This is a genomic window from Chitinophaga sp. (assembly GCF_019236475.1).
Taxonomy (GTDB): domain Bacteria; phylum Bacteroidota; class Bacteroidia; order Chitinophagales; family Chitinophagaceae; genus Chitinophaga.
The window spans coordinates 473,491-496,854 of the sequence record NZ_JAFAIX010000012.1; the positions used below are offsets into that span (position 1 = coordinate 473,491).

Consider the following 23,364-nt stretch of genomic DNA (forward strand, 5'->3'; position numbering starts at 1 on the left):
GCAACAATGGAAGGTGGTAGCGGGTTATAGCTTTGATAGAGACGTCAACTTTAAGTAAATGAGAATTTGGCTAATCTGTTTGGCCACTATGCTGATCATTATCCCCTCAGCATATGCCCAGGTAACCCAAAACGCAACCAGCCTTCTTAAACTTTACGAAGACGATGATTATTTCAACGTTTGGGGAAGAGGAACTGATCGCGCCTATACCAATGGAACGAGCATTGGCTACCTCTATATGAAGAGGAAAAGGGACAAATTTATCGACAAATGGCTGATGCCAAAAGCGGGGCCAGATGCAATAAATGTATGGGAATGGGGGGTCATGCAGATGATGATGACTCCCAATGACCTGCATGACTCCGCATATATTCCAGATGATTTCTACTATTCCGCCGCTTTATTCGCCCGCCACGGCCTAACCTCTTACAATTCCGAGAAAAAGTATAGTCTACATTCAGAAATATTAATAGGGGTAATGGGCCCCTGGGCATTAGGAGAACGAAGCCAAACCTTTGTCCATCACCTCATTGGAGATCAGCCACCCCAGGGCTGGTCTAACCAGGTACCCAATGCGCCTGTGTTGAATTTCAATTTCACCTTTGAACGTATGCTTTGGCATCCAGTTGATTACTTGGAAATAGTAGGGTCCACCTCTGCACAAGCTGGTACCATGATAGATGCTGTAGGCGCCAAAACTATTTTAAGGGCAGGATTGTTTAACCCTTGGTTTGGCGACCGGGACTTGAGCAAGGCCACCAAGCATAAATTCCAGGTATATGCTTTTGCCGCGCCGGTACTAACCATTCAATTCTATAATGCACTGTTGCAAGGGGGACTTTTCAGTGGAAAGGATGAAAACTTCAATTATAATTCAGCCGAACGAACCACTCACCTGAACCCATTCGTATTAGGGCTGGATTATGGTGTGGGATTTAAAATAAACCGATGTTCCTTCGTGTATACTCAGCAAAGTGCCACTGCCTGGATGAGTGGTACCGGAAATCATAGTGTGGGCAATTTCACTATACTGATTTCTTTGTCAAAAAAACCACCGCCTTCACCACATCCGTAAACCATAAAATTTCGAATATGCTGAAGTTCACTGTTGCTATTTCCTGCTTACTATTCCTCCTTGCTGGCTGTCAGAATAACCCGCAGCACCATACGGAAGACATAGATAGTACATTAGCCACTATCCCTGAAGCTATTTCTCAACTGGATGTAACGCCGCTGTCGGGATATTTTGTGAAGAATACTATACAAGTGAAGGACAGTCTTACTTTCTGGGTAATCGATAACCAACAAACATTCGATAGCCTGTTCGGTTATGCCAAAACGATGAACAATACGATTATTGCGCCGGATCTAGGCACCAATGTAGTTGTTGCCGTAACCATGCCTGCCACTTCATACAATACCCAAATCTCGCTACTATCTGCTACACTCAACACGAATACGAATAATGCAGAACTCCATTTCAGCGCCGCTGGCAATCCAGCGCCATCCTCTTCTACTATTGTTCCGCTGTGGCTAGGGAGTTTTCCGAAAAGCGGCCCGATGGAAATCAAACTGTATATTGGCAATCATCTTGCGATGAAAGTACACGAGAAGGAATAGACTATTTTACCATCTCACTAAATTTAGCCTCTATTTGTCCTGCCCTGTAGGTAAACAAATCATTCAACTGTTGTTTCACAGAAAGGCCATGTGCAAAACTGCCTAATATGCCTAATGGCATCTGGTAGTGCACCAGGTCATGCATCAACACACCATTGGGCACCTTTTCAAAGTGATGCTGATGATGCCATATTTTGTAGGGGCCTTCCCGTTGCTCATCTACAAAATACCGGTGCTCTTTGACATGGGTAATCTCTGTCATCCAGTTCAATGGTATGCCCAATATGGGGCTAATTTTATATGTGATGATCTGACCCGGATATATGTCCCCTTGAAAAGGCTTGGAGGTAACACGGAAACGCATATATCCAGGCGTTATTTCCGCCAGATGTTCAGGCGAGGAAAAGTAAGCCCACACGGCCTCCGGAGAAGCAGGAATGACTTGTGTACGGGAAAGTGTGTATATACGTGCCATAACTTATCAACATTAAAATCACAACGGGTTGGAAAACATAGCAAGTACGTACAAGTTAATGTATTTTTGCACATTGGAATTAAAAAGGAATGCATGACCCGCGACCCAAATCAATATCATGAACGCTTCGAGGAAGTTTACGAAAAATTAAATAGTCGCCAGCGAGAAGCAGTAGATAATACGGAAGGTCCAGTAATGGTGATTGCCGGTCCAGGTACCGGTAAGACCCAGATATTGGCTTCACGTATCGGGAAGATATTACGGGATTCGGATTTCATGCCCCAAAATATTCTCTGTCTGACTTATACAGATGCTGGTACCGTTGCCATGCGTAAACGCCTGATAGATTTCATCGGGCCGGATGCTTATAGAGTAAACATTCACACTTTCCACTCTTTTTGTAACGAAGTTATCCAGGATAACCTGGGTCTATTCGATAAAACAGTTCTTGATCCTATTTCCGACCTGGAAAAAATCCAGTTGCTGAAAAGGCTGATTGATGGGTTTTCTAAAGACAACCCGTTGAAGCGCTATCGGGGGGATGTATACTTCGATATGAGGAACTTGGCCAGTCTCTTTTCCACCATGAAAAGAGAAGGCTGGAACGTGGAATACATTACGGAACGTATCCAGGCATATGTGAAGAGCTTGCCGGAAAGAGATGAATACATCTGCAAACGCGCTACTCCTAAATTCAAAAAAGGAGATATCCGTACAGATAAAATTGCATTGGAAGAAGAGAAAATGGCTCGTCTGCAGGCTGCTGTAGATCAGTTCAAGATTTTCCAGCGCCTCATGCTCGATGAAAATCGCTATGACTTTGATGATATGATCATCTGGGTGATTCGTGCATTTGAAGAAAACAAAAACCTGCTGGCCGACTACAAAGAGAGATTCCAGTATATTCTTGTAGATGAATACCAAGATACCAGCGGTACCCAAAATAAGCTGATACAATTGCTGATTAAGGGAGAAGAATTACCGAATGTTTTTGTTGTGGGAGACGACGATCAATCGATCTACAGATTCCAGGGCGCAAACGTGGAGAATATGGAACTTTTTGCGAGCGGATTCGCAGAAACACTACGTACTATCGTACTAACGGAAAATTATCGTTCTGTACAGAACATCCTGGATGCCGCCATGACACTCATCGACAATAACGGCAATTCCAGGCTAGTGAATCAGCTCCCAGGACTCAGCAAGAACCTCGTCTCCAGTAACGATTCTCTCAAACATCTACATATACCACCTGTCATTCACAAATACAATACTCCCAAGGATGAAATGGCAGACATCACGCTACGTTGCGCGCAGTTACTGGAAGAAGGTACTGTTGCCGGGAAAATAGCAGTGATTTATCGGGAGAACAAATACGGGGAAGAACTGGCGGAGTATTTCCGCATGAAAGGACTGCCCGTATTTTCCAAACGCAATATCAATCTGTTCAATGTTCCCTTTGCGCGAAATGTACTCAACTTACTCCGGTACATTGCCGCGGAACTAGATACTCCTTACAGCGGGGATGGCCTGCTGTTTGAAATCATGCACTATGATTTCTATGGCATCTCTCCTATCGAGGCTGCCAAAGTGAGTATACGCGTGGCGGAAAAAGGTTATGACGAAAGAGAAAAGGCTTCTATACGGGCCTTCCTCCAAGAATGGCAACAAACCAGGAACTTGACTCTCTTTTCCGAAGCGCCGGATGATGAACTCATGAAACTGGGACAGTTACTGGAGAAATGGATCAAAGACGCCTTTAATCTCACTTTACAGCAACTCTTCGGAACGATCATCGGGGAAGGCGGTATTCTAACCTACATCATGGCCTCCAATGAAAAAGGCTGGCTGATGAAGGTTTTACAAGCCCTCTTCGATTTCATAAAAGACGAAACACGCCGCAACCCAGACCTGACACTCGTGGAACTGATGGAAACCATCGATCTGATGGAAGCCAATAATATCCCGATTGAACTGGTACAGGTCAGCGGAAATGATAAAGGTATCAACCTCATTACAGCACATGGTTCCAAAGGATTGGAATTCGAATATGTATTCATGGCGGGTACCAACTCTCATATCTGGGAGAAAAAGAAAGCGAATAAGTCCGGATTCTCTATGCCGGATACCGTTTTCGAAACACAGGCCACTTCCACGGATGAACAGGAGCTACGCCGACTTTTCTACGTGGCGCTCACCCGTGCGGAAAAGCATGTGTTTATCAGTTATCCGGAATTCAGGCAGGATGGTAAACCGCTGGAACCCAGCATGTTCATTACGGAAATTACGGAAGAACACCCATTGCCTTCCGATAAAATCGAAATGGGAGAAGATGTCATGTTTGAGTTTGAAGCATTGCATTATCATACTCATCAATCTCCGGAAATTGCCCATGTAGATCATGGTTTCATAGATGGATTGCTCAGCAACTTTACAATGAACGTAACGGCGCTGAACAATTACCTGAACTGTCCGCTCAGCTTCTTTTACAAAAGCCTGGTGAAAGTACCTACGGGTCGTTCGGAGAGTACGGAATTCGGTTCCGCCATTCACTTTGCAGTGGAGAAACTGTTTGTGAAGATGCAGGCCAATAATAGCACTTTCCCTCCTCGCGAGGAGTTCATAAAAGACTTCAAATGGAGCATGCTGCGTAACAGGGAATGCTTTACCAGAGAGTCTTTCGAAAGGAGGATGGAATACGGACTGGAGATTCTTACCAACTATTACGAAAAGTATGTCAACAGTTGGAATAAGATCGTCAGTGTAGAGCGTAATATCCGAAACGTAGTAGTGAACGGTGTTCCCATCAAAGGGAAAGTGGATAAACTCGAGTTTGACGGGAATTTCATCAACGTAGTGGACTACAAAACCGGCGATTTCGAGAAAGCTATTAAAGACTATCGGAAGTTTGACCGTCCGAATGAAAAATCCCCAGATGGCGGTGATTACTGGCGTCAGGCAGTTTTCTATAAATTATTGCTAGACAACTACCGGCCGAAGAGCTGGAATGTAGTCAGTACAGAATTTGACTTCATTGAACCTAATAAGCAGAAAGATTACCATAAGGAAAAAGTGGTGATTACACCGGAGGATCTGACAACTGTTTCTCAGCAGATTGCAGAAACTTGGAGTAAAATACAGCAGAAAGATTTCTATACAGGCTGTGGAAAACCGGATTGCCCTTGGTGTAATTTTGTGAAAGACAATAAGTTATACATTTCCTTGCATACGCTCGAAGAAGAACCGGAAATATAGCACCCGCTTTCCGGCCATTTCGTAAGTTTGCCAAATATTCTAACATTCATGAATCAACAAATCCGGAGCTGGGTCTTCTGGCTGATATTTATACCAGTAGCAGTAATCTTTTTTTCACGCTGTGCCAACATCGTACCGCCGGGTGGTGGTCCGAGAGACACGTTGCCTCCTGTATTGCTGCAAGCCAGACCAGCAGATTCCACCCTTCACTTTGAGGGACATAAAGTATCCTTCCTCTTTGATGAATACGTGGAGCTGGACAACATCAATGATAAACTGATTGTATCTCCTACTTTGAAACGTCAGCCGATAGTGACTGCCAAGCTGCATACCGTTACTATCACGTTCAAGGATACACTAAAACCTAATACCACTTATACTTTCAACTTCGCCGATGGGGTACGCGATCTCAACGAGCGTAACCCTATACAGGATTTCCAGTATGTGATATCCACCGGTAGTTACCTGGATAGTTTGCAGATTTCCGGTCGGATAATCAATGCAGAACAAGGTACACTGGATAGTAGTGTAGCTGTTATGTTGTATCCTGGGAATAGTGAAGACTCCATCGTCAGTAAAGAAAAGCCACTGTATTACGCCAAAAGCAAGCATGATGGCTCTTTCCGCTTTAAGAATCTGGCGCCGGGATCTTATAAGATTTTCGCTTTGAAGGAAGAAGATAGGGATCTGACCTATAGTTCCCCTTCCGAGCTGATCGCCTTTTTAGAACATCCTATTGTTATCCAGGAAAAGAATATTTCCGATGTGAATATGCTGTTATTCATGGAAACCGACAGTACCATCAAGAAACCGGCGGAACATTTAGATTCCCTAGACCTGGTAGCACTAGAAGAACAAGTGAGAGAAGAGAACAAGAAGAAGAAAATACCAAAGCTGACAGCACAGGCCAAAATGGACAACGGTAAGCAAGACCTGCCAGAACCAATGCGGATCAACTTCTCCGTGCCATTGAAGGTGATAGTCAGTAACCGTATTTTATTGCTGCAAGACTCCACCCTGGAGCAGGTAGCCTTCCATACACAAATGGACAGTCTTAAAACCGAAATGCGCATCATTTATCCTTGGAAGGAGAATATGAAATACAGGCTGATCATACCAAAAGAAGCCATAAAAGATACCGCCAACCAGATGATGGCCAAGGCCGACACTATCAACTTTACATCGAAAAAGCTGGTAGAATACTCCATTTTCACGGCCAAACTAGCGATTTCAGATAGTACCCGCCAAGCTATTGACGATAGCACCATGCATTTTGTAGTAGAGCTGGTACAAGACAAAACCATTAAGTATTCCGGAACAGCCAAGAATGGTACCTGGACCCAGGAGTTGATCATTCCTGGGGAATACAGCGTGCGCATACTACTTGATAAGAATGGCAATGGTAAATGGGATCGGGGAAGCTACTACACCCCACCTAAGCGCCAGCCGGAACGCGTCATTCTTTTGCCTGAAAAATACAACCTGAAAGCAGGCTGGAACAACATTAAAACACTGACATTTTAGGCATATAGGAATGCCTACCTTTGTATTATGGTATTTTCATCTGCACTTATAGAAAACGCGGTAAATGAGTTCTCCAGGCTTCCGGGCATTGGGAAGAAAACCGCACTGCGACTGGTATTGCATCTGCTGAAGCAGGAGCCCTCCCAGGTGCAGCAGTTTAGTGATGCGATAGCGAGAATGCGGGAGCAGATCAAGTTTTGCAAAGATTGTCATAATGTTTCCGACGAAGACACCTGTAGTATTTGTAACAGTCATAGCCGGAACCGGAAAGTAGTATGTGTCGTAGAAAGTATTCGGGATGTAATGGCTATTGAGAATACCCAGCAATTTAACGGACTCTACCATGTATTAGGCGGGATCATTTCCCCTCTAGACGGCGTAGGTCCCGATCAGTTGAATATTCATTCCTTAGTAGAGCGCGTACAGCAGCAGGGTATAGAAGAAGTGATTATGGCCTTGAATCCTACTATTGAAGGGGATACTACCATTTACTACTTGTCTAGAAAACTGAAAGAATTACCCGTAAAAATCACCACTATTGCACGGGGAATCGCCTTTGGTGGCGAGTTGGAATATGCCGATGAGATGACATTAGCGAGATCTATCTCCAATCGCCTGCCATTAGAGAGCTATGTGCAGCAGAAGTAATCCGTGTCTCCCTACAAACAAATAAAATAACATTGCATATAAAAAAATACGGGTGCTGAATAGCACCCGTCTTCGTTTAACCTGTAATTCCACGTTATGAAAATCTTATCAGGGATTGTTGTCAACAAGCCCTTCAAATATGGTATGGTTGGTCACTGATTTATTTTGCTCCTTTAATTCTTTCCATCGTTGCATTTCATATTTGTTCAAAAAACAAACCTTAAAGACCGAGTGTTGATCAGAACTGAGTTCCGCTACTGGCTGAAGCCCCAACCCTGCCAGGTGTTCACGGAGTAAATGGATATGCGATGATATCGTCATGATTGGTTAAATTTTGTTGTAATAAGAAATAATGATCGAATGACTAATGAGTTATCAACAGGTACATCGGGATGCTGGGTAACTGCGCATCTCAGGCTGGTGGGGAGCCATGACCGATTTTAGCAGGATATTTTTCTCATTTCGTTGCATGTTGTCTTGTTATTACCCTACAAATATAGTAGACTTTATGGACTACATCCAAATTTTTACTATATAAATAGATAGAATCTATATCAGGAAGACACGATATACTAGTTTACGAATACCTCCCTATTAGTCAAAAACAGGGATAATAGCCTGGAAAATGTTATATTTGCAGGAATTTACAGGGTGGATTTGTTTATTGTTCGACCCTGTTATTGAAACCGTAACTAATAAACAGCTATCAAACCATGAAATCTTTACAAGACTGTGCCAATGAGCGCGTGCTCATTATCGATGGTGCAATGGGCACCATGATCCAAAGATATAAGCTGGAAGAAGCAGATTACAGGGGAACCAGATTTGCAGATTACCACTCCGATCTTAAAGGGAACAATGACCTTCTCAACCTCACTCAGCCTCAGATTATCGAAGCCATTCACAAGGAATACCTGGAAGCAGGCGCTGATATCATTGAAACCAACTCCTTCAGTTGTACCTCTATCGCTATGGCGGATTACGACATGCAGGAACTGGCTTATGAGCTGAATGTGGCAGCCGCCTCTATTGCTAAAAAGGCAGCTACTGAGTATACCGCGAAAAACCCTGATAAACCAAGGTTTGTAGCAGGTGCTATTGGTCCGCTCAATAAAACTTTATCGCTCTCCCCGGATGTAAACAATCCAGGATATCGCTCTGTTACCTTTGATGAGGTAGTAGCAGCCTACGAAGAGCAGGTAAAAGGCCTGGTAGAAGGAGGTGTAGACATTCTGCTGATCGAAACTATATTCGATACCTTAAACTGTAAAGCCGCCATCTTCGCTATTAAGAAGTTTTTCCGCGCTACTGGCAAACCGGAATTACCAGTGATGATTTCCGGTACTATCACAGATGCCTCCGGTCGTACCCTGAGTGGTCAGACCCTGGAAGCGTTCTATATCTCTGTGATGCACGCCAATCCGTTCTCTATTGGTCTCAACTGCGCCCTTGGTGGTCATCAGATGCGTCCTTATGTAGAAGAATTGTCCAATATCGCTAGCTGTTATGTTAGCTGCTATCCGAATGCGGGTTTGCCCAATGCTTTCGGGGAATATGATGAACAGCCAGAAGATACTGCTTGCATCATCGAAGACTTTGCGAGCTCCGGTTTCGTAAATATCGTAGGTGGATGTTGCGGTACTACACCAGATCATATCCGTCATATCGCAGAACATGTGAAAAACATTAAACCTCGCCAGAAACCTATACAGGTAACCACACTGGCATAGTCAGATTTTATCTTTATTTCGACACAGCAACAATGAGTGTAACAACTTTCGACAATACTGTCAATTCCGGGAATGCGCCTGATGCTGATAACCAGGAACAAAAAGTTATCAGACCTTTTCTCCGACTAAGCGGTCTGGAACCGCTGGTAGTGCGTCCAGAAGCTAATTTTATCAATATTGGTGAACGTACCAACGTTACTGGTTCCAAGAAATTTGCCCGTCTGATCAGAGAAGGCCATTTTGAAGAAGCGCTCTCCGTAGCCCGCCAACAGGTGGAAAACGGCGCCCAGGTACTGGACGTAAACATGGACGACGCCCTCCTCGATGGAGAAAAAGCCATGACTACTTTCCTGAATCTCCTCGCTTCTGAACCGGATATCTCTCGTATTCCGATCATGATCGATTCCAGTAAATTCAGTGTAATCGAAGCAGGTCTGAAATGCGTACAGGGTAAATGTATTGTAAACTCCATCTCTCTCAAGGAAGGAGAAGAAAAATTCATTGAACAAGCGCTCATCTGTAAAGCATATGGCGCGGCTGTAGTGGTAATGGCGTTTGATGAACATGGTCAAGCCGATACAGAAGAAAAAAGGGTTACTTTCAGTCACCGTGCTTATAAGGTGCTGACAGAAAAGGTAGGATTCCCACCACAAGACATTATTTTCGATCCAAACATCTTCGCTATCGCTACTGGTATCGAAGAACATAATAACTACGCGGTGGAATTTATCAGTGCCACCCGTCGTATTAAAGAATTGATGCCGCTCACGAAAGTTAGTGGTGGTGTTAGTAACGTTTCTTTCTCTTTCAGAGGAAATGAAGCCGTGCGTGAAGCCATGCATGCGGTATTCCTGTACCATGCCATCAAAGCAGGTATGGACATGGGTATCGTAAACGCGGGTGCTTTACAGATCTATGATGATATTGAACCACAACTCCGGGAACTGTGTGAGGATGCAATTCTCAACCGCAGAGAAGATGCCACCGAACGCCTGATTGCATTCGCTGAAACCGTGAAGGCAAAAGGTAAAGTGATAGAAAAAGATGAGACTTGGAGACAAGGAACTGTTGAGGAGAGACTCAGCCACTCCCTGGTGAACGGTATCACTGATTATATCGAAGCGGATACGGAAGAAGCAAGACTCAAATATGCACGTCCGCTGGAGGTGATTGAGGGTCCGCTGATGGATGGTATGAACATAGTAGGTGATCTTTTCGGTTCTGGTAAAATGTTCCTTCCCCAGGTGGTAAAAAGCGCCCGTGTGATGAAAAAATCCGTAGCCGTACTGACGCCATTCATTGAAGAAGAGAAGCTGCGTATGCAGGCAGAACATGGTGGAGAAATCAAATCTGCCGGTAAAATTCTCCTGGCAACCGTTAAAGGAGATGTACACGACATCGGTAAAAACATCGTAGGCGTTGTACTGGCTTGTAATGGGTATGAAATCATTGATATGGGCGTAATGGTGCCTGCAGATAAAATCCTGCAGACCGCCAAAGCGGAAAAGGTGGATATTATCGGGCTGAGTGGCCTGATTACGCCTAGTCTGGATGAAATGGTACATGTGGCCCGTGAAATGAAAAGGCAACATTTTGAAGTGCCTTTGATCATTGGTGGCGCTACTACCTCTCGTACCCATACTGCTGTGAAGATTGCGCCGGAGTATGAGCATGGCGTAGTACATGTACTGGATGCCTCGAGGAGTGTAACCGTTACCGGTAACCTGCTCAACAAAGCCCTGAAGAAGAACTTCCTCAACGATTTACACACAGAATACAACAAACTGAATGAGTCTTTCCGCAATAAAAGACCAGTAAAACAATACCTCACTATTGCGGAAGCACAAAAGAATAAAACGGAAATCGACTGGAATGAGTTTAATCCTGTTAAACCAACATTCACCGGTAACCGTAAATTTGAGAATTATGATTTAGGGGAGATAGCCAAATACATTGACTGGCAGCCATTCTTCATCTCTTGGGAACTACATGGTAAATTCCCGCAAATTCTGACAGACGAAGTAGTCGGTGAGCAAGCTACTAATCTTTACAATGATGCACAGATCATGCTGAAGAGAATTGTAGAAGAGAAATGGCTTTCTGCCAACGCTGTAATAGGCCTCTATCCTGCGAATAACATCGCTGCCGATACGATCCGGGTAACGCCAGATCAAACCAATATTCAACCGGTAAACCTGGAGTTTTTGCGTCAGCAAATCAAGAAGGCGCCAGGACAGCCAAATCTTTCTCTGGCCGACTTCATCGCCCCTGCTGCCACTGGCAAACAGGATTACATCGGTGGGTTTGCGGTAACAGCGGGTATTGGCATAGAAAAATGGCTGGATAAATTCAAGGCAGAGCATGACGATTATAGCAGCATTATGCTGAAAGCGCTGGCCGACAGGCTAGCGGAGGCCTTCACAGAACTGATGCACGAACGGGTGCGTAAAGAGTTCTGGGGCTATGCGAGCGAAGAGCATCTCTCCAACGACCAGCTTATCAAAGAAGAATATTTGGGTATTCGTCCGGCGCCAGGCTATCCTGCTTGTCCGGAACATACTGAAAAATACAAGCTGTTTGATTTGCTGGATGCCACCAACAATACCGGTATTACACTGACAGAATCCCTGGCGATGTATCCAGCTTCCAGTGTTAGTGGCTGGTATTTTGCCAATCCTTCATCCAAATATTTTGGACTGGGAAAAATTGAAAAAGACCAGGTAGCCGACTACGCTGCGCGTAAAGGCTGGACCATTGAAGAAGCCGAAAAATGGCTGCGTCCTAACCTGGAATATGATATGTAAAAGAGCTACTGCATCATGCGAATTGTATCCTATAATGTGAATGGGCTGAGATCAGCCATGACTAAAGGTTTTACAGAATGGTTGGCAGAAAATCCTGCCGATATTATCTGTTTACAAGAGATAAAGGCCAATAAGGACAATGTCGATTTCCAGCAATTTGATAAGCTGGGCTTTGAACATTACTGGTTTCCGGCCCAGAAAAAAGGTTACAGTGGCGTAGCCGTATTAACCCGCGTAAAACCGGATAACGTACAATATGGCAACGGCATCCCTCAGAGTGATGCAGAAGGCCGCTTTATAAGGCTGGATTTTGGCGATTTGACGCTGATTAATACCTACATCCCCTCCGGCAGTAGCGGAGAGGAAAGACAGGCTTACAAATATCAGTGGCTGGATGAATTCTTTGCTTATCTCACAGAACTGCGTAAAACCCGCCCTAACCTGGTCGTTTGCGGCGATTATAACATTGTTCACAAGCCGATAGATATCCATGATCCTGTCAGCAATAAGAATTCTTCAGGCTTTCTTCCAGAAGAAAGAGCCTGGATGGATAAACTTTTTGCCAGTGGTTTTGTAGATACATTTCGTCATTTCAACCCGGATCCTCACCAGTATAGCTGGTGGAGCTTCCGTGCTAATGCCAGGAACAATAATAAGGGTTGGCGTATTGACTATATTAACGTCACCGCCCCTCTGATGGAAAAGCTGAAACATGCCGCCATTTACCAACAGGTAAAGCATTCAGACCATTGCCCAGTATACCTGGAACTGGCTGATTAATCCGGAGTACAGCAATTATCATTTTTGAGCACTACATGATTATATATAACATTACGATAAAAGTCGCCACAGGCATACATCCACAATGGATGCATTGGATGCGTGAGGTGCAAATTCCGGCCATGATGGAAACGGGTTTGTTCCATGATTACCGCATGTGTCGGCTATTAGAGCAGGATGATTCCGAAGGGCCTACCTATGCTATTCAGTACTTCACGGATAGCATGGAGAACTACAATACCTTCATGGCAGAGCATTCAGGGACCATGCGCCAACGTGGTTATGAGATGTTTGGAGACCAATTTATCGCGTTTGGAACGGTCATGCAGGCCATCTGATAAGCCATGAAATTGTAAACTTATCCACAGGAAATCCACTGTTTTCAGGGGCTCGGGAGTTTGGTACAATAGTTGGAAAACTTGCTGAACAATGCTAAAAAGTGAGTCAAACTAGCTACTGCACAGTGTTTTACACATTTAACGCTCTAAAGTCATCTTTAGCGTTAAAGGGGGTAATCTGCTGTAACCGTTACCAGTAGCGTTTTTCAGCCGATAAAAATTTGTATAAAAAAGTTGCAAAAAATTTGGTAATCTGATAAAACGCGCTATATTTGCTCACATCAAACATTTTTTCACTAGTTAAATCTTACTAACTATGAACAAAGCCGAATTAATCGACAAACTCGCCAAAGATGCTGGCATTACCAAAACCCAAGCTAACGACGCTCTGGATTCTTTCACCAAAGCTGTTGCTGATACCCTGAAAAAAGGTGGTAAAGTAACTTTGGTTGGTTTCGGTACTTTCTCCGTATCTAAACGTGCTGCACGTAACGGTAGAAACCCACAAACCGGTCAGATCATCAAGATCAAGGCTAAGAAAGTTGCTAAATTCAAAGCTGGTAAAGCTCTGTCTGACAAGCTCTAATCAGTTAGCACAACTTATTCAAGCAAGGAACAATTATGTTTCTTGCTTTTTTTTTATATCAAACCGCCGGCAGTATAGAATTTCAGCGAATTGAATTAATTTGCGGCTGTTATCAACATCATTTATAAAACTACAATTTATTCATTATGGGTAGAGGAGATGTAAAAACCAAAAGAGGTAAAATTTCCAACAAATCTTTTGGTAAAGCCAGACCAGCAAGAACTAAAAAAACTGCTGCTAAAGCAGAAAAGAAAGCTTAGTTTTCTCGCATACAAATTATAAAGGCGCAAAGTATCTGTTACAGATCATTTGCGCCTTTCGTATTTTTAACCCCTGCATCAGGGCGCGAGTCGCTCTATCTTCCAGCTACCATCTCCCTGTAATGTATATCGGATACGATCATGTAACCGACTACTTCTCCCCTGCCAAAATTCTATGGCAGTTGGCTTCACTTGGTATCCACCCCAATAAGCAGGTCTTTCAGGCGATTTATGCGCATATTGATCCGTAAGCTTGTCTACCTCCTGCTGCAACACAGAACGGTCTGCAATCACCTTACTTTGCGGCGAGGCAATAGCCCCGATGCGCGAACCTATAGGGCGACTGTTATAATATTCATCACTGACAGTCGCAGACGCTTTACTAACAGTACCCACTATACGAACTTGGCGCTCTAGTTCTCTCCAGAAAAACAACAAGCAAACATTGGGGTTCTGTGCCAGCTCTTGTCCTTTCTGGCTTTCGTAGTTGGTGAAAAACAGGAAGCCATCCTGATCAAAACTTTTCAACAATACGATTCTTGCAGAAGGATGTCCCTCTGGCGTACTGGTAGCCAGTGTCATGGCATTGGCCTCTTCCACTTCACCGGTAGTGGCATCATTCCACCATCGACCGAATTGTTGTATAGGATCCTGGTCGACATCTTTTTCATCCAGGGAAGCCATGATATAATCCTTACGGAGATCAGCTATTTTTTGATTCAACATGGTTTAACACTTTAAGGGTTCATGTGCTAACGGTGCAGCTACCCAGCAAAGGTATGCAAGGATATTAGTAATTTTGGCGACCTGATATAAATCATACTATGAAGCGAGTATCCTTATTTTTAATGTTGGCGCTGATCTGCTGGGCAGCTTGTAAACCCAAAGGCAGCAACAGTCATGACAATAACAACAGCCAGGAACAAGACAGTGCTATTGCTACCTTGGACCTTATCAATACCCCTTATTTCTATACCCGGTTGAAAGGAACCATGGATAATAAGCCCATCACTATGCAGTTGCTGAAAACCACTCCAAGTGTTTATCGCGGTTATTATTGCTATGATACGAGCGGGCAACCCATCACCATTTGGGGAAATGGTGATGCTGGCATCGTAAAACTTTATGAGGAAAGTATCGATCCGCAAAATGAGCGATTTTTTAGTGGCTCACTGGATAGCACTGGACATTTCAATGGTCACTGGCATGGCAACGGCACCTCTTATAAATTCGATCTGCATACCGATATGAAAGATGCCCTTCCTTTTGCGGTATTTTATGCAACAGATTCCGTGAACCTCATTCCTGGCAATCCTAAATCCCCATTGGGTATGAGCACCGCTGGTACCATCTGGCCCAAACCGGTAGTTACCGCTGATATAGCCGCTTTCGTTGAACAACAGATAACAGGAAGCACTATACAAGATCCACAGCAATATCTGCGCAAAACGATTGATTCTTTCATGGTCAATTACAAATCAATAGCAAGCTCAGCAGATAGTAGCGAGCTAAATGACTCCTCATCTATGGCCTCCTGGAACTGGACCAATGAAACGGAGATGAGAGTGGTATACAACCAATGGCCTTTACTGGTAGTAGAGAAAGTAAAGTATGATTATACAGGTGGAGCACATGGTAATTGGGGAGCTACTTATATCACCATGGATTTATCAAAGAAGAAAGTATTAAAGCCTTCCGATGTGTTTAAACCAGGTTTTAAAGAAGCCTTTGTGCCTTTACTGGAAAAGGCTTTCAGGGCCAAATATCGCATCGACAATGATGAATCCATCCGGGAGAGTTTATTAACACCGGCTATTACGCCCAATGATAATTTCATACTAACGGGCAAGGGAGTAGCATTCAGTTATGTTCCTTATGAGATTGGGCCTTATGCGTTAGGGCAGATAACGTTGTATATTCCGTTTAGTGAGATAAAGAGTTGGGTGAAGCAATAAGTTGCACATTTAAAAAATAAAGGTCGCCAGGATTCCTGGCGACCTTTATTTTTTAAAATATCTGGGAAGAAATTAGTGAACGAGGGTACCTACGTTTTTGCCCATGATAACATTCAGGAGGTTTCCTGGTTTGTTCATGTCGAAAACGATGATAGGCAGTTTATTCTCTTGGCAGAGGGTAAACGCAGTCATATCCATTACGTTCAGGCTTTTCTGATAAACTTCTGAGAAGGTGATGGTTTCGTATCTGGTGGCAGTTTTATCTTTTTCAGGATCTGCGGTGTAGATACCGTCCACGCGGGTACCTTTGAGGATAACGTCCGCTTGGATTTCGATAGCGCGCAGGGAAGCGGCGGTATCAGTTGTAAAGTAAGGGTTGCCTGTTCCGGCCCCGAAGATTACTACGCGACCTTTTTCCACGTGGCGGATAGCGCGGCGGCGGATATAAGGTTCTGCGATTTGTTCCATTTTGATGGCAGATTGCAAGCGGGTGTAGAGGCCAATTCTTTCCAGGCCGCTTTGCATGGCCATTCCATTGATCACAGTAGCCAGCATGCCCATATAGTCACCCTGTGCTCTTTCAATACCGGTTTCGGCTTCATTCATACCGCGGTAGATATTACCTCCACCTATAACGATAGCTACCTGGACGCCAAGGTCGGTAACAGCTTTGATGTCATAGGCATATTGAGTAATCACTTTCGGATCAATTCCATAATTTCCTTCACCCATGAGGGCCTCACCGCTCAGTTTGAGCAAAATTCGCTTGTACTTTGGCAACATGACGCTATAAGATATTGTAAGATTGTGATTTTAACCAGACTAATTTCCGAAAAAACGCTGGTGTTGAAAACCTATATGCAAAAAAAAGGAGAGAAATTTTCGTTCTCTCCTTTTTTATAATATGATTAGATTAACCTAAAGCGATACGCTTAAAGCCGGTCACTTTCAGATCAGCATCTACGGATTTCAGGTAATCAGCAACAGATTTGTTATTATCCTTAACGAAAGCCTGTTGAACCAGGGTGCTTTCTTTAAAGAATTTGTTCACTTTACCTGCAGCGATTTTTTCAGCCATTTCAGCAGGTTTGCCTTCAGCTTTCACCTGTTCAACAGCGATATCTTTTTCGCGAGCGATCAGGTCAGCAGGAACGCTTTCTGGATCAACAGCGATAGGGTTCATTGCAGCGATTTGCATAGCAATGTCTTTACCTACTTCTTCAGACACTGGTTTGCTGAAAGCAACCAGTACGCCCATACGGTAGTTACCGTGGATGTAAGCAGTAACGCCGCCGCCAGTAACGAATTCGAATTTGTTCAGGGTGATTTTCTCACCGATTTTCGCAACTTGGTCGTTCACTTTATCAGCAACGGTAGCGCCATCGAGCTGAGCAGCGTTCAGGGCATCTACAGTTGTGATACCGTTAGCGAGTGCCAGGTCAACGATAGACTGAGCAAATTTTACGAAGTCTTCGTTTTTAGCAACGAAGTCAGTTTCACAACCCAGACCTACGATCACACCGGATTTACCATCAGCAGAAGTTTTTGCGATGATAACACCTTCTTTGGTTTCGCGGTCGGAACGCAGCGCAGCTACTTTCTGGCCTTTTTTACGCAGGTAGTCTACTGCTTTTTCGAAATCACCTTCACTTTCTACCAGTGCTTTTCTGCAATCCATCATACCAGCACCAGTTTGCTGACGCAGTTTGTTAACATCAGCAGCTGTAATTGTTGCCATGAGTTATATTAAGTTTAAGTTTTAAAATTGAGCTGTTATTAAACTCAAATTACGAATTACGTTTTTGCAGGAATAGTCCGGCAAGCACGCAATTCGTAATTTGTATCAGTAGTTATTATCTTGCACCACCTGGTTTGCGTTGACCGCCACCAGCGTTGGAAGGACGACGTTGACCGCCTTGACCACCGCCACGGTTCTGGCCACCACCACGGTTTTGACCACCCTGGCCACCGCCACGGTTTTGTCCGCCACCTTGGCCACGGCCACCGCCGCCACCTGGTCTGCGACCTCTTTCACCTTTCTCTTCACCGCCTTCAACCTCGAATTTACGTGCTTTATCGTCTGCTTCTTCTTCCTCTTCTACTTCTTCAGTTTTTTCGTTAGCTCTTTCAGACAGACCTTCTGCGATAGCTGCGCAGATATAGCTAGTGATGATAGCAATTGATTTGGTAGCATCGTCGTTCGCAGGGATTGCGAAGTCAACTTTGGTAGGATCGGAGTTAGTATCCACCATACCGAAGGTAACGATACCCAGACGTTTTGCTTCAGCCAGAGCGATGTGTTCGTGGGAGATATCTACCAGGAACAGAGCAGCTGGAACGCGTGCCAGTTGAGCGATACCACCCAGCACTTTCTCCATTTTCTCTTTATCACGGCTTAAAGTCAGACGTTCTTTTTTAGTGATGTTGTCGAAAGTTCCGTCAGCCAGCATTTTTTCGATGCTCTGCATTTTCTTCACACTCTTACGGATAGTAGCGAAGTTAGTGAGCATACCACCTAACCATCTTTCAGTTACGAAAGGCATGTTGATGTTACGCGCAGCATCTGCTACGATTTCTTTCGCTTGCTTTTTAGTTGCAACGAACATGATCTTTTTACCGCTTTTTGCGATAGATTTCAGGGCAGATGCTGCTTCCTGTAAACCTTCTACGGTTTTGTTCAGATCAATGATATGAATACCTTTCTTTTCTGCGAAAATATAAGGCAGCATTTTCGGATTCCATTTTTTCTTCAGGTGTCCGAAGTGAACGCCTGCCTCCAGTAACTGCTGCTGCAATGAGGTATTATTTTCCATGTTTATATTGCTCAATTAAAAGGATCAAATAATATAACTGTCGGCGGAAAGAATGATACGTATCCGCCAACAGCTCAAAAATATTAGCGTTTAGAGAACTGGAAGCTTCTTCTTGCTTTCGCTTTACCTGGTTTCTTACGTTCTACTGCTCTTGGATCACGTTTCAGCAGACCAGCCGCTTTCAGTGCAGGACGGAACTCTGGATTCACTTCGCACAGTGCGCGAGCGATACCCAGTTTAATAGCTTCTGCCTGACCTTTGATACCACCACCCTGTGCATTCACTTTCAGATCGAATTTATCAACCGCTTCGATGGTTTTTAAAGGCAGTTCCACCTGATTTTGCAGGTAGATCAGAGAAAAGTAGTTTTTATAATCTTTGTCGTTTACAGTAATGTTACCGGTACCTTTGTTGATATAAACACGGGCAACCGCTTCCTTACGACGACCTATTGTATTTTTTTGCTTTTCCATGTATCAGAGAAAATTAGAAAGTTAAAGGTTGTGGTTTCTGAGCTGCGTGAGGATGTTCAGCGCCAGCATATACAAACAGTTTTTTGTACATTTTGCGACCCAGGCGATTTTTAGGCAGCATACCTTTTACAGCTTTCTCAATCATAACCTCAGGACGACGACGAATCAGGTCCTTTGCCAGTTCAATTCTCTGACCACCTGGAAAACCAGTGTAATGGATGTATTCTTTCTCATCCATTTTGTTACCAGTCAGCACAATTTTTTCTGCATTGATAACGATGATGTTGTCACCGCAATCAGTATGAGGAGTATAGTAAGGTTTATTCTTACCTCTTAAAATAGCGGCCATTTTAGCAGCAACCCTGCCAAGTGTCAGATTGGTAGCATCTACAATGTACCAGTCACGCTTTACGTAAGCGTCGTTAGCCGATTTTGTTTTAAAACTTAATGTGTTCATTGTTGTATACGATAAAGATTACGTCTTGTAAACAATTCCCCCATAATGAGGGAGTGCAAAGGTACATTCCCCATTTCTAATTACCATACATTTCTACCACTTTTTTGCATGGTACCTTTGCAACTAATTGATGCTCAATAAAGAATTTGTCTAAAAGTTATTAACAGCCCCTAAAATCACAGTTGATAACTTGTTTTTCAATAATATATCGACACAAAAAAGCCGGCCTCAACCGGACCGGCTCCTGGTTATATAATATCTTTCTTTAATTCCTGTTCCGGGCTCCTAAGAAAATCATCAGGTACTGGAATAAGGTGGCAATCGAAGCTAAAGCGGCTACTACATAAGTCATAGCTGCCCACCAAAGGGCATTTTTAGCCTTATCATGCTCGCCTTTCGCCATTACTTTGCTATTATCCAGCCAAGCCAAAGCCCTCCGAGATGCGTCAAATTCTACCGGTAATGTCACCACGGAAAACACGGTTGTTACCGCAAATAATACAATACCTACTAATAATAACTGCGGAAACCGGTTCACCATCATAATACCTATCAGCAATACCCAATTCACCAAATTGGCACTTACCTGTACGATTGGTACCAGCCTAGACCTCATCCCTAACCAAGGATAATGTGCCGCATGCTGCACAGCATGCCCACATTCATGGGACGCTACTGCCGCAGCAGCCACATTGGCCCCATTATATACATCCGGACTCAGATTAACCGTCTTATCAGCCGGATTATAGTGATCCGATAAAAATCCATCTACGGATCTTACCTGAACATCATATATCTGATTGTCCCTCAACATCTTCTCAGCTATTTCCCGCCCGGTCATGCCGGAGGAGGTGGGTATCTCACTATACTCTTTGAAACGGCTCTTTAAAATATAGCCAACCAGCATACTGATCCCCACAAAAATCAATGAAACAAACAAAATTCCTGGTGTCATATGCAAATTTTTTACAGAATATTACAGGCTAACACGGGTCAAAAACCTTTCCACGCTATCCAATTTAAGGATTATTTAGCATCTCCCTGTCATACCTTCCTCATCCTTCTGCCTTTCCGTTCATCCATAAAATTAACACTGCCATATTGGCGAAATTGAAATTTTTTTGCGCAAAAACCAGCCTATTTGTCAGTCGTAGTAGTCCCTGAGATTACCCAGATTTCATATACAATTTTACATGCCAGCTACCCTATTTATCAACATTTTATGGCTTGTCATTGAAAGTAATATTGGACCAAAATACTGGCTCAAACAAGCGATGGCAGCCACTTTCTAACATTAGAAAAATACATCAAAAGTTATTCACATCGATTAAATAAACTTTTTTATTCTGAAGCCATTTAGTAATTTAGACCTGAATTTAATGGGTTAGTAAGTAGAAAGAGTCAGCGGAATCTTCCGTTTGGCTCTTTTCTCATTTTAGGAATTCCCACACCCCGTTTTTTTGAAATCTCCTTACCTTGTACCCTCTCTTTTTATACTATTATGAGTAAAATAAGAACCGCTTTTTTCTGTCAAAGTTGTGGATACGAATCTGCTAAATGGAATGGTAAATGTCCAAGTTGCGGACAATGGAATACTTTCGTTGAAGAACGCATTCAAAAAGATATACCTGCAAAACAGGAATGGAAAACGAATGATAACCCACTTGCGCGCACGCAAAAAATTATTAGTCTGTCGGAGGTACAAACCATCGCTGAAAAACGATTACTGACTCCCGACAATGAACTCAACCGCGTGCTGGGAGGCGGTATCGTGGCCGGTTCCCTCGTTCTCGTTGGTGGTGAACCAGGTATCGGTAAGTCTACACTCTTCCTCCAAAATGCACTGCAACTGAAAGATGTTAAAACACTCTATATCAGTGGAGAAGAAAGTGAACAGCAAATCAAAATGAGAGCGGATCGCATCCGTGCTTCTAATGAACAGTTTTATTTGCTAACGGAAACATCTACACAAACCATCTTCCAAGAAATTAAAAAACTACAACCTCAACTGGTGATCGTAGATTCTATCCAGACACTACAATCACCCTTCATAGAATCCGCTCCCGGCAGCGTTTCCCAGATTAGAGAAACAACTGCTGAACTCCAACGATTTGCAAAAGAAAGCAATACGCCAGTTTTCTTGATCGGGCATATCACCAAAGATGGTTCTATTGCAGGTCCGAAAGTTTTAGAGCACATGGTAGACACAGTACTGCAGTTTGAAGGCGATCAGCATTATGCATATCGCATCTTACGAACGATAAAAAATCGCTTTGGATCAACTGCCGAATTGGGCATTTATGAAATGACTGGTACCGGGCTGAGACAAGTTACCAATCCGTCTGAAATTCTCATTTCACAACGAGATGATTTGTTGAGCGGTGTCGCTATTTCCGCTACCATGGAAGGTATGCGCCCACTCCTCGTGGAAGTGCAAGCACTGGTTACGCAGTCCGTTTATGGTACGCCTCAACGTACTGCTACTGGTTTTGATTTGCGCAGACTACAACTCTTGCTGGCAGTGTTGGAGAAAAGAGGCGGTTTCCATTTCGGCGTCAAAGATGTGTTTCTCAATATTGCTGGAGGTATTCGTGTGGAAGATCCAGCCATCGACCTAGCTGTTTTATGTGCGTTGCTGAGTTCCTATGAAGATAATGCACTACCCAACAAAGTATGTTTTGCTGGAGAAGTAGGATTAAGTGGGGAGATACGTGCCGTCAACCGGATAGAGCAACGTATTGCGGAAGCAGAAAAATTGGGCTTTGATAAAATATTCATCTCCCGATACAACAAGAAAGGAATAGATTTCAGTAAATTCAATATCGAAGTGATTGCTGTGGGTCGAGTAGAGGAAGTCTACCAACAGCTATTCTAATCTGCTTAACCATTGTATTTATGATATCCCGTTTGTTAACTCCATTGGTAGATCTTTTCTACCCTCATTGCTGTGATATTTGCGGCACTGACCTCTCTAGCCCCCAGGAAAAACTATGTATTTCCTGTATGAACAACCTGCCGGAAACGCAGTTTCACCTGATGGACAATAATCTTGTCGAAAAAATTTTTTGGGGGAGATGCGTGGTACAACATGCCACAGCAGCTTATTATTATTCGCCGTCTTCCGGTATGCAGCGCCTTATCCATCTGTTTAAATACAAACAGCGGCCGGATCTGGCAGTCTATATGGGTAAAAAAGTGGGCGCCATGCTCCTCCAAAGTAAATGGATATACGAAATTGATGCGGTGGTACCGGTTCCTATGCATGCCCGCAAACAGCGAAAACGCGGTTATAATCAAGCCGCACTCCTGGCGGAAGGCATTTCTACCATTATCAAAAAACCTGTTTTAAATAATTTTCTGCAAAAATGCGTTACTACCAGTACACAAACGCGCAAAGATAGAACGGGACGTTGGGAAAATGTTAGCAATGTGTTTCAAGCTGCGGCCACAGCCAAAGGCAAACATGTCTTACTGGTAGACGATGTGCTGACTACAGGCGCCACCACGGAAGCATGCTGCCACGCGTTGCAACAGGCAGGCGCTCATGTCAGCGTTTGTTGCCTGGCCTATGCCTGGAGCTAAAAAAAAGAACAAATTTTTAATAATGGTTAGTTAACTTTAGGTATTCTGAACGACCATATCTTTG

The 23,364-nt window shown here is 43.7% G+C and carries 23 protein-coding genes; 14 read left to right on the forward strand and 9 right to left on the reverse strand.

Annotated features, from left to right (window positions below; genetic code table 11):
- Positions 1-58 precede the first annotated feature (58 nt).
- Both JO154_RS18120 and JO154_RS18125 read left to right on the forward strand, forming a co-directional pair.
- Positions 59-1,075 (forward strand): lipid A deacylase LpxR family protein, encoded by a 1,017-nt coding sequence (locus tag JO154_RS18120; protein WP_291948104.1) that lies wholly within the window; start codon positions 59-61, stop codon positions 1,073-1,075.
- Between the two features lie 17 nt (positions 1,076-1,092).
- Complete coding sequence (locus JO154_RS18125) at positions 1,093-1,620, forward strand: hypothetical protein (protein WP_291948107.1); 528 nt, start codon at positions 1,093-1,095, stop codon at positions 1,618-1,620.
- 1 nt (position 1,621) lies between these two features.
- On the opposite strand, the gene JO154_RS18130 is transcribed toward JO154_RS18125, so the two are convergent.
- Positions 1,622-2,095 carry an SRPBCC family protein gene (locus JO154_RS18130; protein WP_291948108.1) on the reverse strand — a complete coding sequence of 158 codons (474 nt, stop codon included), beginning with the start codon at positions 2,093-2,095 and terminating at the stop codon, positions 1,622-1,624.
- Between the two features lie 93 nt (positions 2,096-2,188).
- Between JO154_RS18130 and JO154_RS18135 the strand changes: the two genes are divergently transcribed.
- The 3 genes from JO154_RS18135 to recR are packed head-to-tail and all read left to right on the forward strand — an operon-like array spanning position 2,189 to position 7,522.
- Positions 2,189-5,350, forward strand: coding sequence for an ATP-dependent DNA helicase (locus JO154_RS18135; RefSeq protein ID WP_291948109.1), 3,162 nt, complete (start codon positions 2,189-2,191; stop codon positions 5,348-5,350).
- A gap of 48 nt (positions 5,351-5,398) precedes the next feature.
- Positions 5,399-6,874: an Ig-like domain-containing protein gene (locus tag JO154_RS18140; RefSeq protein ID WP_291948110.1), complete on the forward strand. Its 1,476-nt coding sequence runs from the start codon at positions 5,399-5,401 to the stop codon at positions 6,872-6,874.
- A gap of 27 nt (positions 6,875-6,901) precedes the next feature.
- The gene (gene recR, locus JO154_RS18145) at positions 6,902-7,522 is read left to right on the forward strand and encodes a recombination mediator RecR (RefSeq protein ID WP_291948112.1); all 621 of its coding nucleotides are present in this window, start codon (positions 6,902-6,904) and stop codon (positions 7,520-7,522) included.
- Between the two features lie 108 nt (positions 7,523-7,630).
- On the opposite strand, the gene JO154_RS18150 is transcribed toward recR, so the two are convergent.
- On the reverse strand, positions 7,631-7,843 hold the full coding sequence (locus JO154_RS18150) for a hypothetical protein (RefSeq protein ID WP_291948114.1): 213 nt from the start codon (positions 7,841-7,843) through the stop codon (positions 7,631-7,633).
- A 392-nt stretch (positions 7,844-8,235) separates the two neighbouring features.
- Here JO154_RS18150 and JO154_RS18155 point away from each other — a divergent pair, with 392 nt between their 5' ends.
- The 6 genes from JO154_RS18155 to JO154_RS18180 all read left to right on the forward strand — a co-directional run bounded on the left by JO154_RS18155 (position 8,236) and on the right by JO154_RS18180 (position 14,020).
- Complete coding sequence (locus JO154_RS18155) at positions 8,236-9,252, forward strand: homocysteine S-methyltransferase family protein (protein WP_291948117.1); 1,017 nt, start codon at positions 8,236-8,238, stop codon at positions 9,250-9,252.
- A 32-nt stretch (positions 9,253-9,284) separates the two neighbouring features.
- Positions 9,285-12,056, forward strand: a complete 2,772-nt coding sequence (gene metH, locus JO154_RS18160; protein WP_291948118.1) for a methionine synthase — start codon at positions 9,285-9,287, stop codon at positions 12,054-12,056.
- Positions 12,057-12,071: 15 nt separating this feature from the next.
- A complete protein-coding gene (locus tag JO154_RS18165) occupies positions 12,072-12,836 on the forward strand; it encodes an exodeoxyribonuclease III (RefSeq protein WP_291948120.1) in 765 nt (254 codons plus the stop codon).
- Between the two features lie 35 nt (positions 12,837-12,871).
- A complete protein-coding gene (locus JO154_RS18170) occupies positions 12,872-13,174 on the forward strand; it encodes a DUF4286 family protein (protein WP_291948122.1) in 303 nt (100 codons plus the stop codon).
- A gap of 316 nt (positions 13,175-13,490) precedes the next feature.
- A complete protein-coding gene (locus JO154_RS18175) occupies positions 13,491-13,760 on the forward strand; it encodes an HU family DNA-binding protein (RefSeq protein ID WP_111591270.1) in 270 nt (89 codons plus the stop codon).
- Positions 13,761-13,906: 146 nt separating this feature from the next.
- Positions 13,907-14,020, forward strand: coding sequence for a 30S ribosomal protein THX (locus JO154_RS18180; RefSeq protein WP_291948126.1), 114 nt, complete (start codon positions 13,907-13,909; stop codon positions 14,018-14,020).
- Between the two features lie 78 nt (positions 14,021-14,098).
- On the opposite strand, the gene pdxH is transcribed toward JO154_RS18180, so the two are convergent.
- Positions 14,099-14,746: a pyridoxamine 5'-phosphate oxidase gene (pdxH, locus tag JO154_RS18185; protein ID WP_291948128.1), complete on the reverse strand. Its 648-nt coding sequence runs from the start codon at positions 14,744-14,746 to the stop codon at positions 14,099-14,101.
- Between the two features lie 98 nt (positions 14,747-14,844).
- On the opposite strand from pdxH, the gene JO154_RS18190 reads away from it, so the two are divergent.
- Positions 14,845-15,975, forward strand: coding sequence for a DUF3298 and DUF4163 domain-containing protein (locus JO154_RS18190; RefSeq protein ID WP_291948131.1), 1,131 nt, complete (start codon positions 14,845-14,847; stop codon positions 15,973-15,975).
- Between the two features lie 72 nt (positions 15,976-16,047).
- Here the strand turns inward: JO154_RS18190 and pyrH are convergent, their stop codons facing one another.
- The 6 genes from pyrH to JO154_RS18220 all read right to left on the reverse strand — a co-directional run bounded on the left by pyrH (position 16,048) and on the right by JO154_RS18220 (position 20,673).
- Positions 16,048-16,758: a UMP kinase gene (pyrH, locus tag JO154_RS18195; RefSeq protein ID WP_291948133.1), complete on the reverse strand. Its 711-nt coding sequence runs from the start codon at positions 16,756-16,758 to the stop codon at positions 16,048-16,050.
- A 130-nt stretch (positions 16,759-16,888) separates the two neighbouring features.
- Entirely contained in the window at positions 16,889-17,713 is an 825-nt protein-coding gene (gene tsf, locus JO154_RS18200; protein WP_291948135.1) for a translation elongation factor Ts, read from the reverse strand.
- A 115-nt stretch (positions 17,714-17,828) separates the two neighbouring features.
- Complete coding sequence (rpsB, locus tag JO154_RS18205) at positions 17,829-18,788, reverse strand: 30S ribosomal protein S2 (RefSeq protein WP_291948137.1); 960 nt, start codon at positions 18,786-18,788, stop codon at positions 17,829-17,831.
- 83 nt (positions 18,789-18,871) lie between these two features.
- A complete protein-coding gene (gene rpsI, locus JO154_RS18210) occupies positions 18,872-19,261 on the reverse strand; it encodes a 30S ribosomal protein S9 (RefSeq protein ID WP_291948140.1) in 390 nt (129 codons plus the stop codon).
- 13 nt (positions 19,262-19,274) lie between these two features.
- The gene (gene rplM / locus JO154_RS18215) at positions 19,275-19,718 is read right to left on the reverse strand and encodes a 50S ribosomal protein L13 (protein WP_291948142.1); all 444 of its coding nucleotides are present in this window, start codon (positions 19,716-19,718) and stop codon (positions 19,275-19,277) included.
- Positions 19,719-19,983: 265 nt separating this feature from the next.
- A complete protein-coding gene (locus tag JO154_RS18220) occupies positions 19,984-20,673 on the reverse strand; it encodes a zinc metallopeptidase (RefSeq protein ID WP_291948144.1) in 690 nt (229 codons plus the stop codon).
- Between the two features lie 546 nt (positions 20,674-21,219).
- Here JO154_RS18220 and radA point away from each other — a divergent pair.
- Together radA and JO154_RS18230 are read left to right on the forward strand one after the other, a co-directional pair.
- The gene (radA, locus tag JO154_RS18225) at positions 21,220-22,593 is read left to right on the forward strand and encodes a DNA repair protein RadA (RefSeq protein WP_291948146.1); all 1,374 of its coding nucleotides are present in this window, start codon (positions 21,220-21,222) and stop codon (positions 22,591-22,593) included.
- Positions 22,594-22,721: 128 nt separating this feature from the next.
- The gene (locus tag JO154_RS18230) at positions 22,722-23,300 is read left to right on the forward strand and encodes a ComF family protein (protein WP_291948148.1); all 579 of its coding nucleotides are present in this window, start codon (positions 22,722-22,724) and stop codon (positions 23,298-23,300) included.
- Positions 23,301-23,364: the final 64 nt, after the last annotated feature.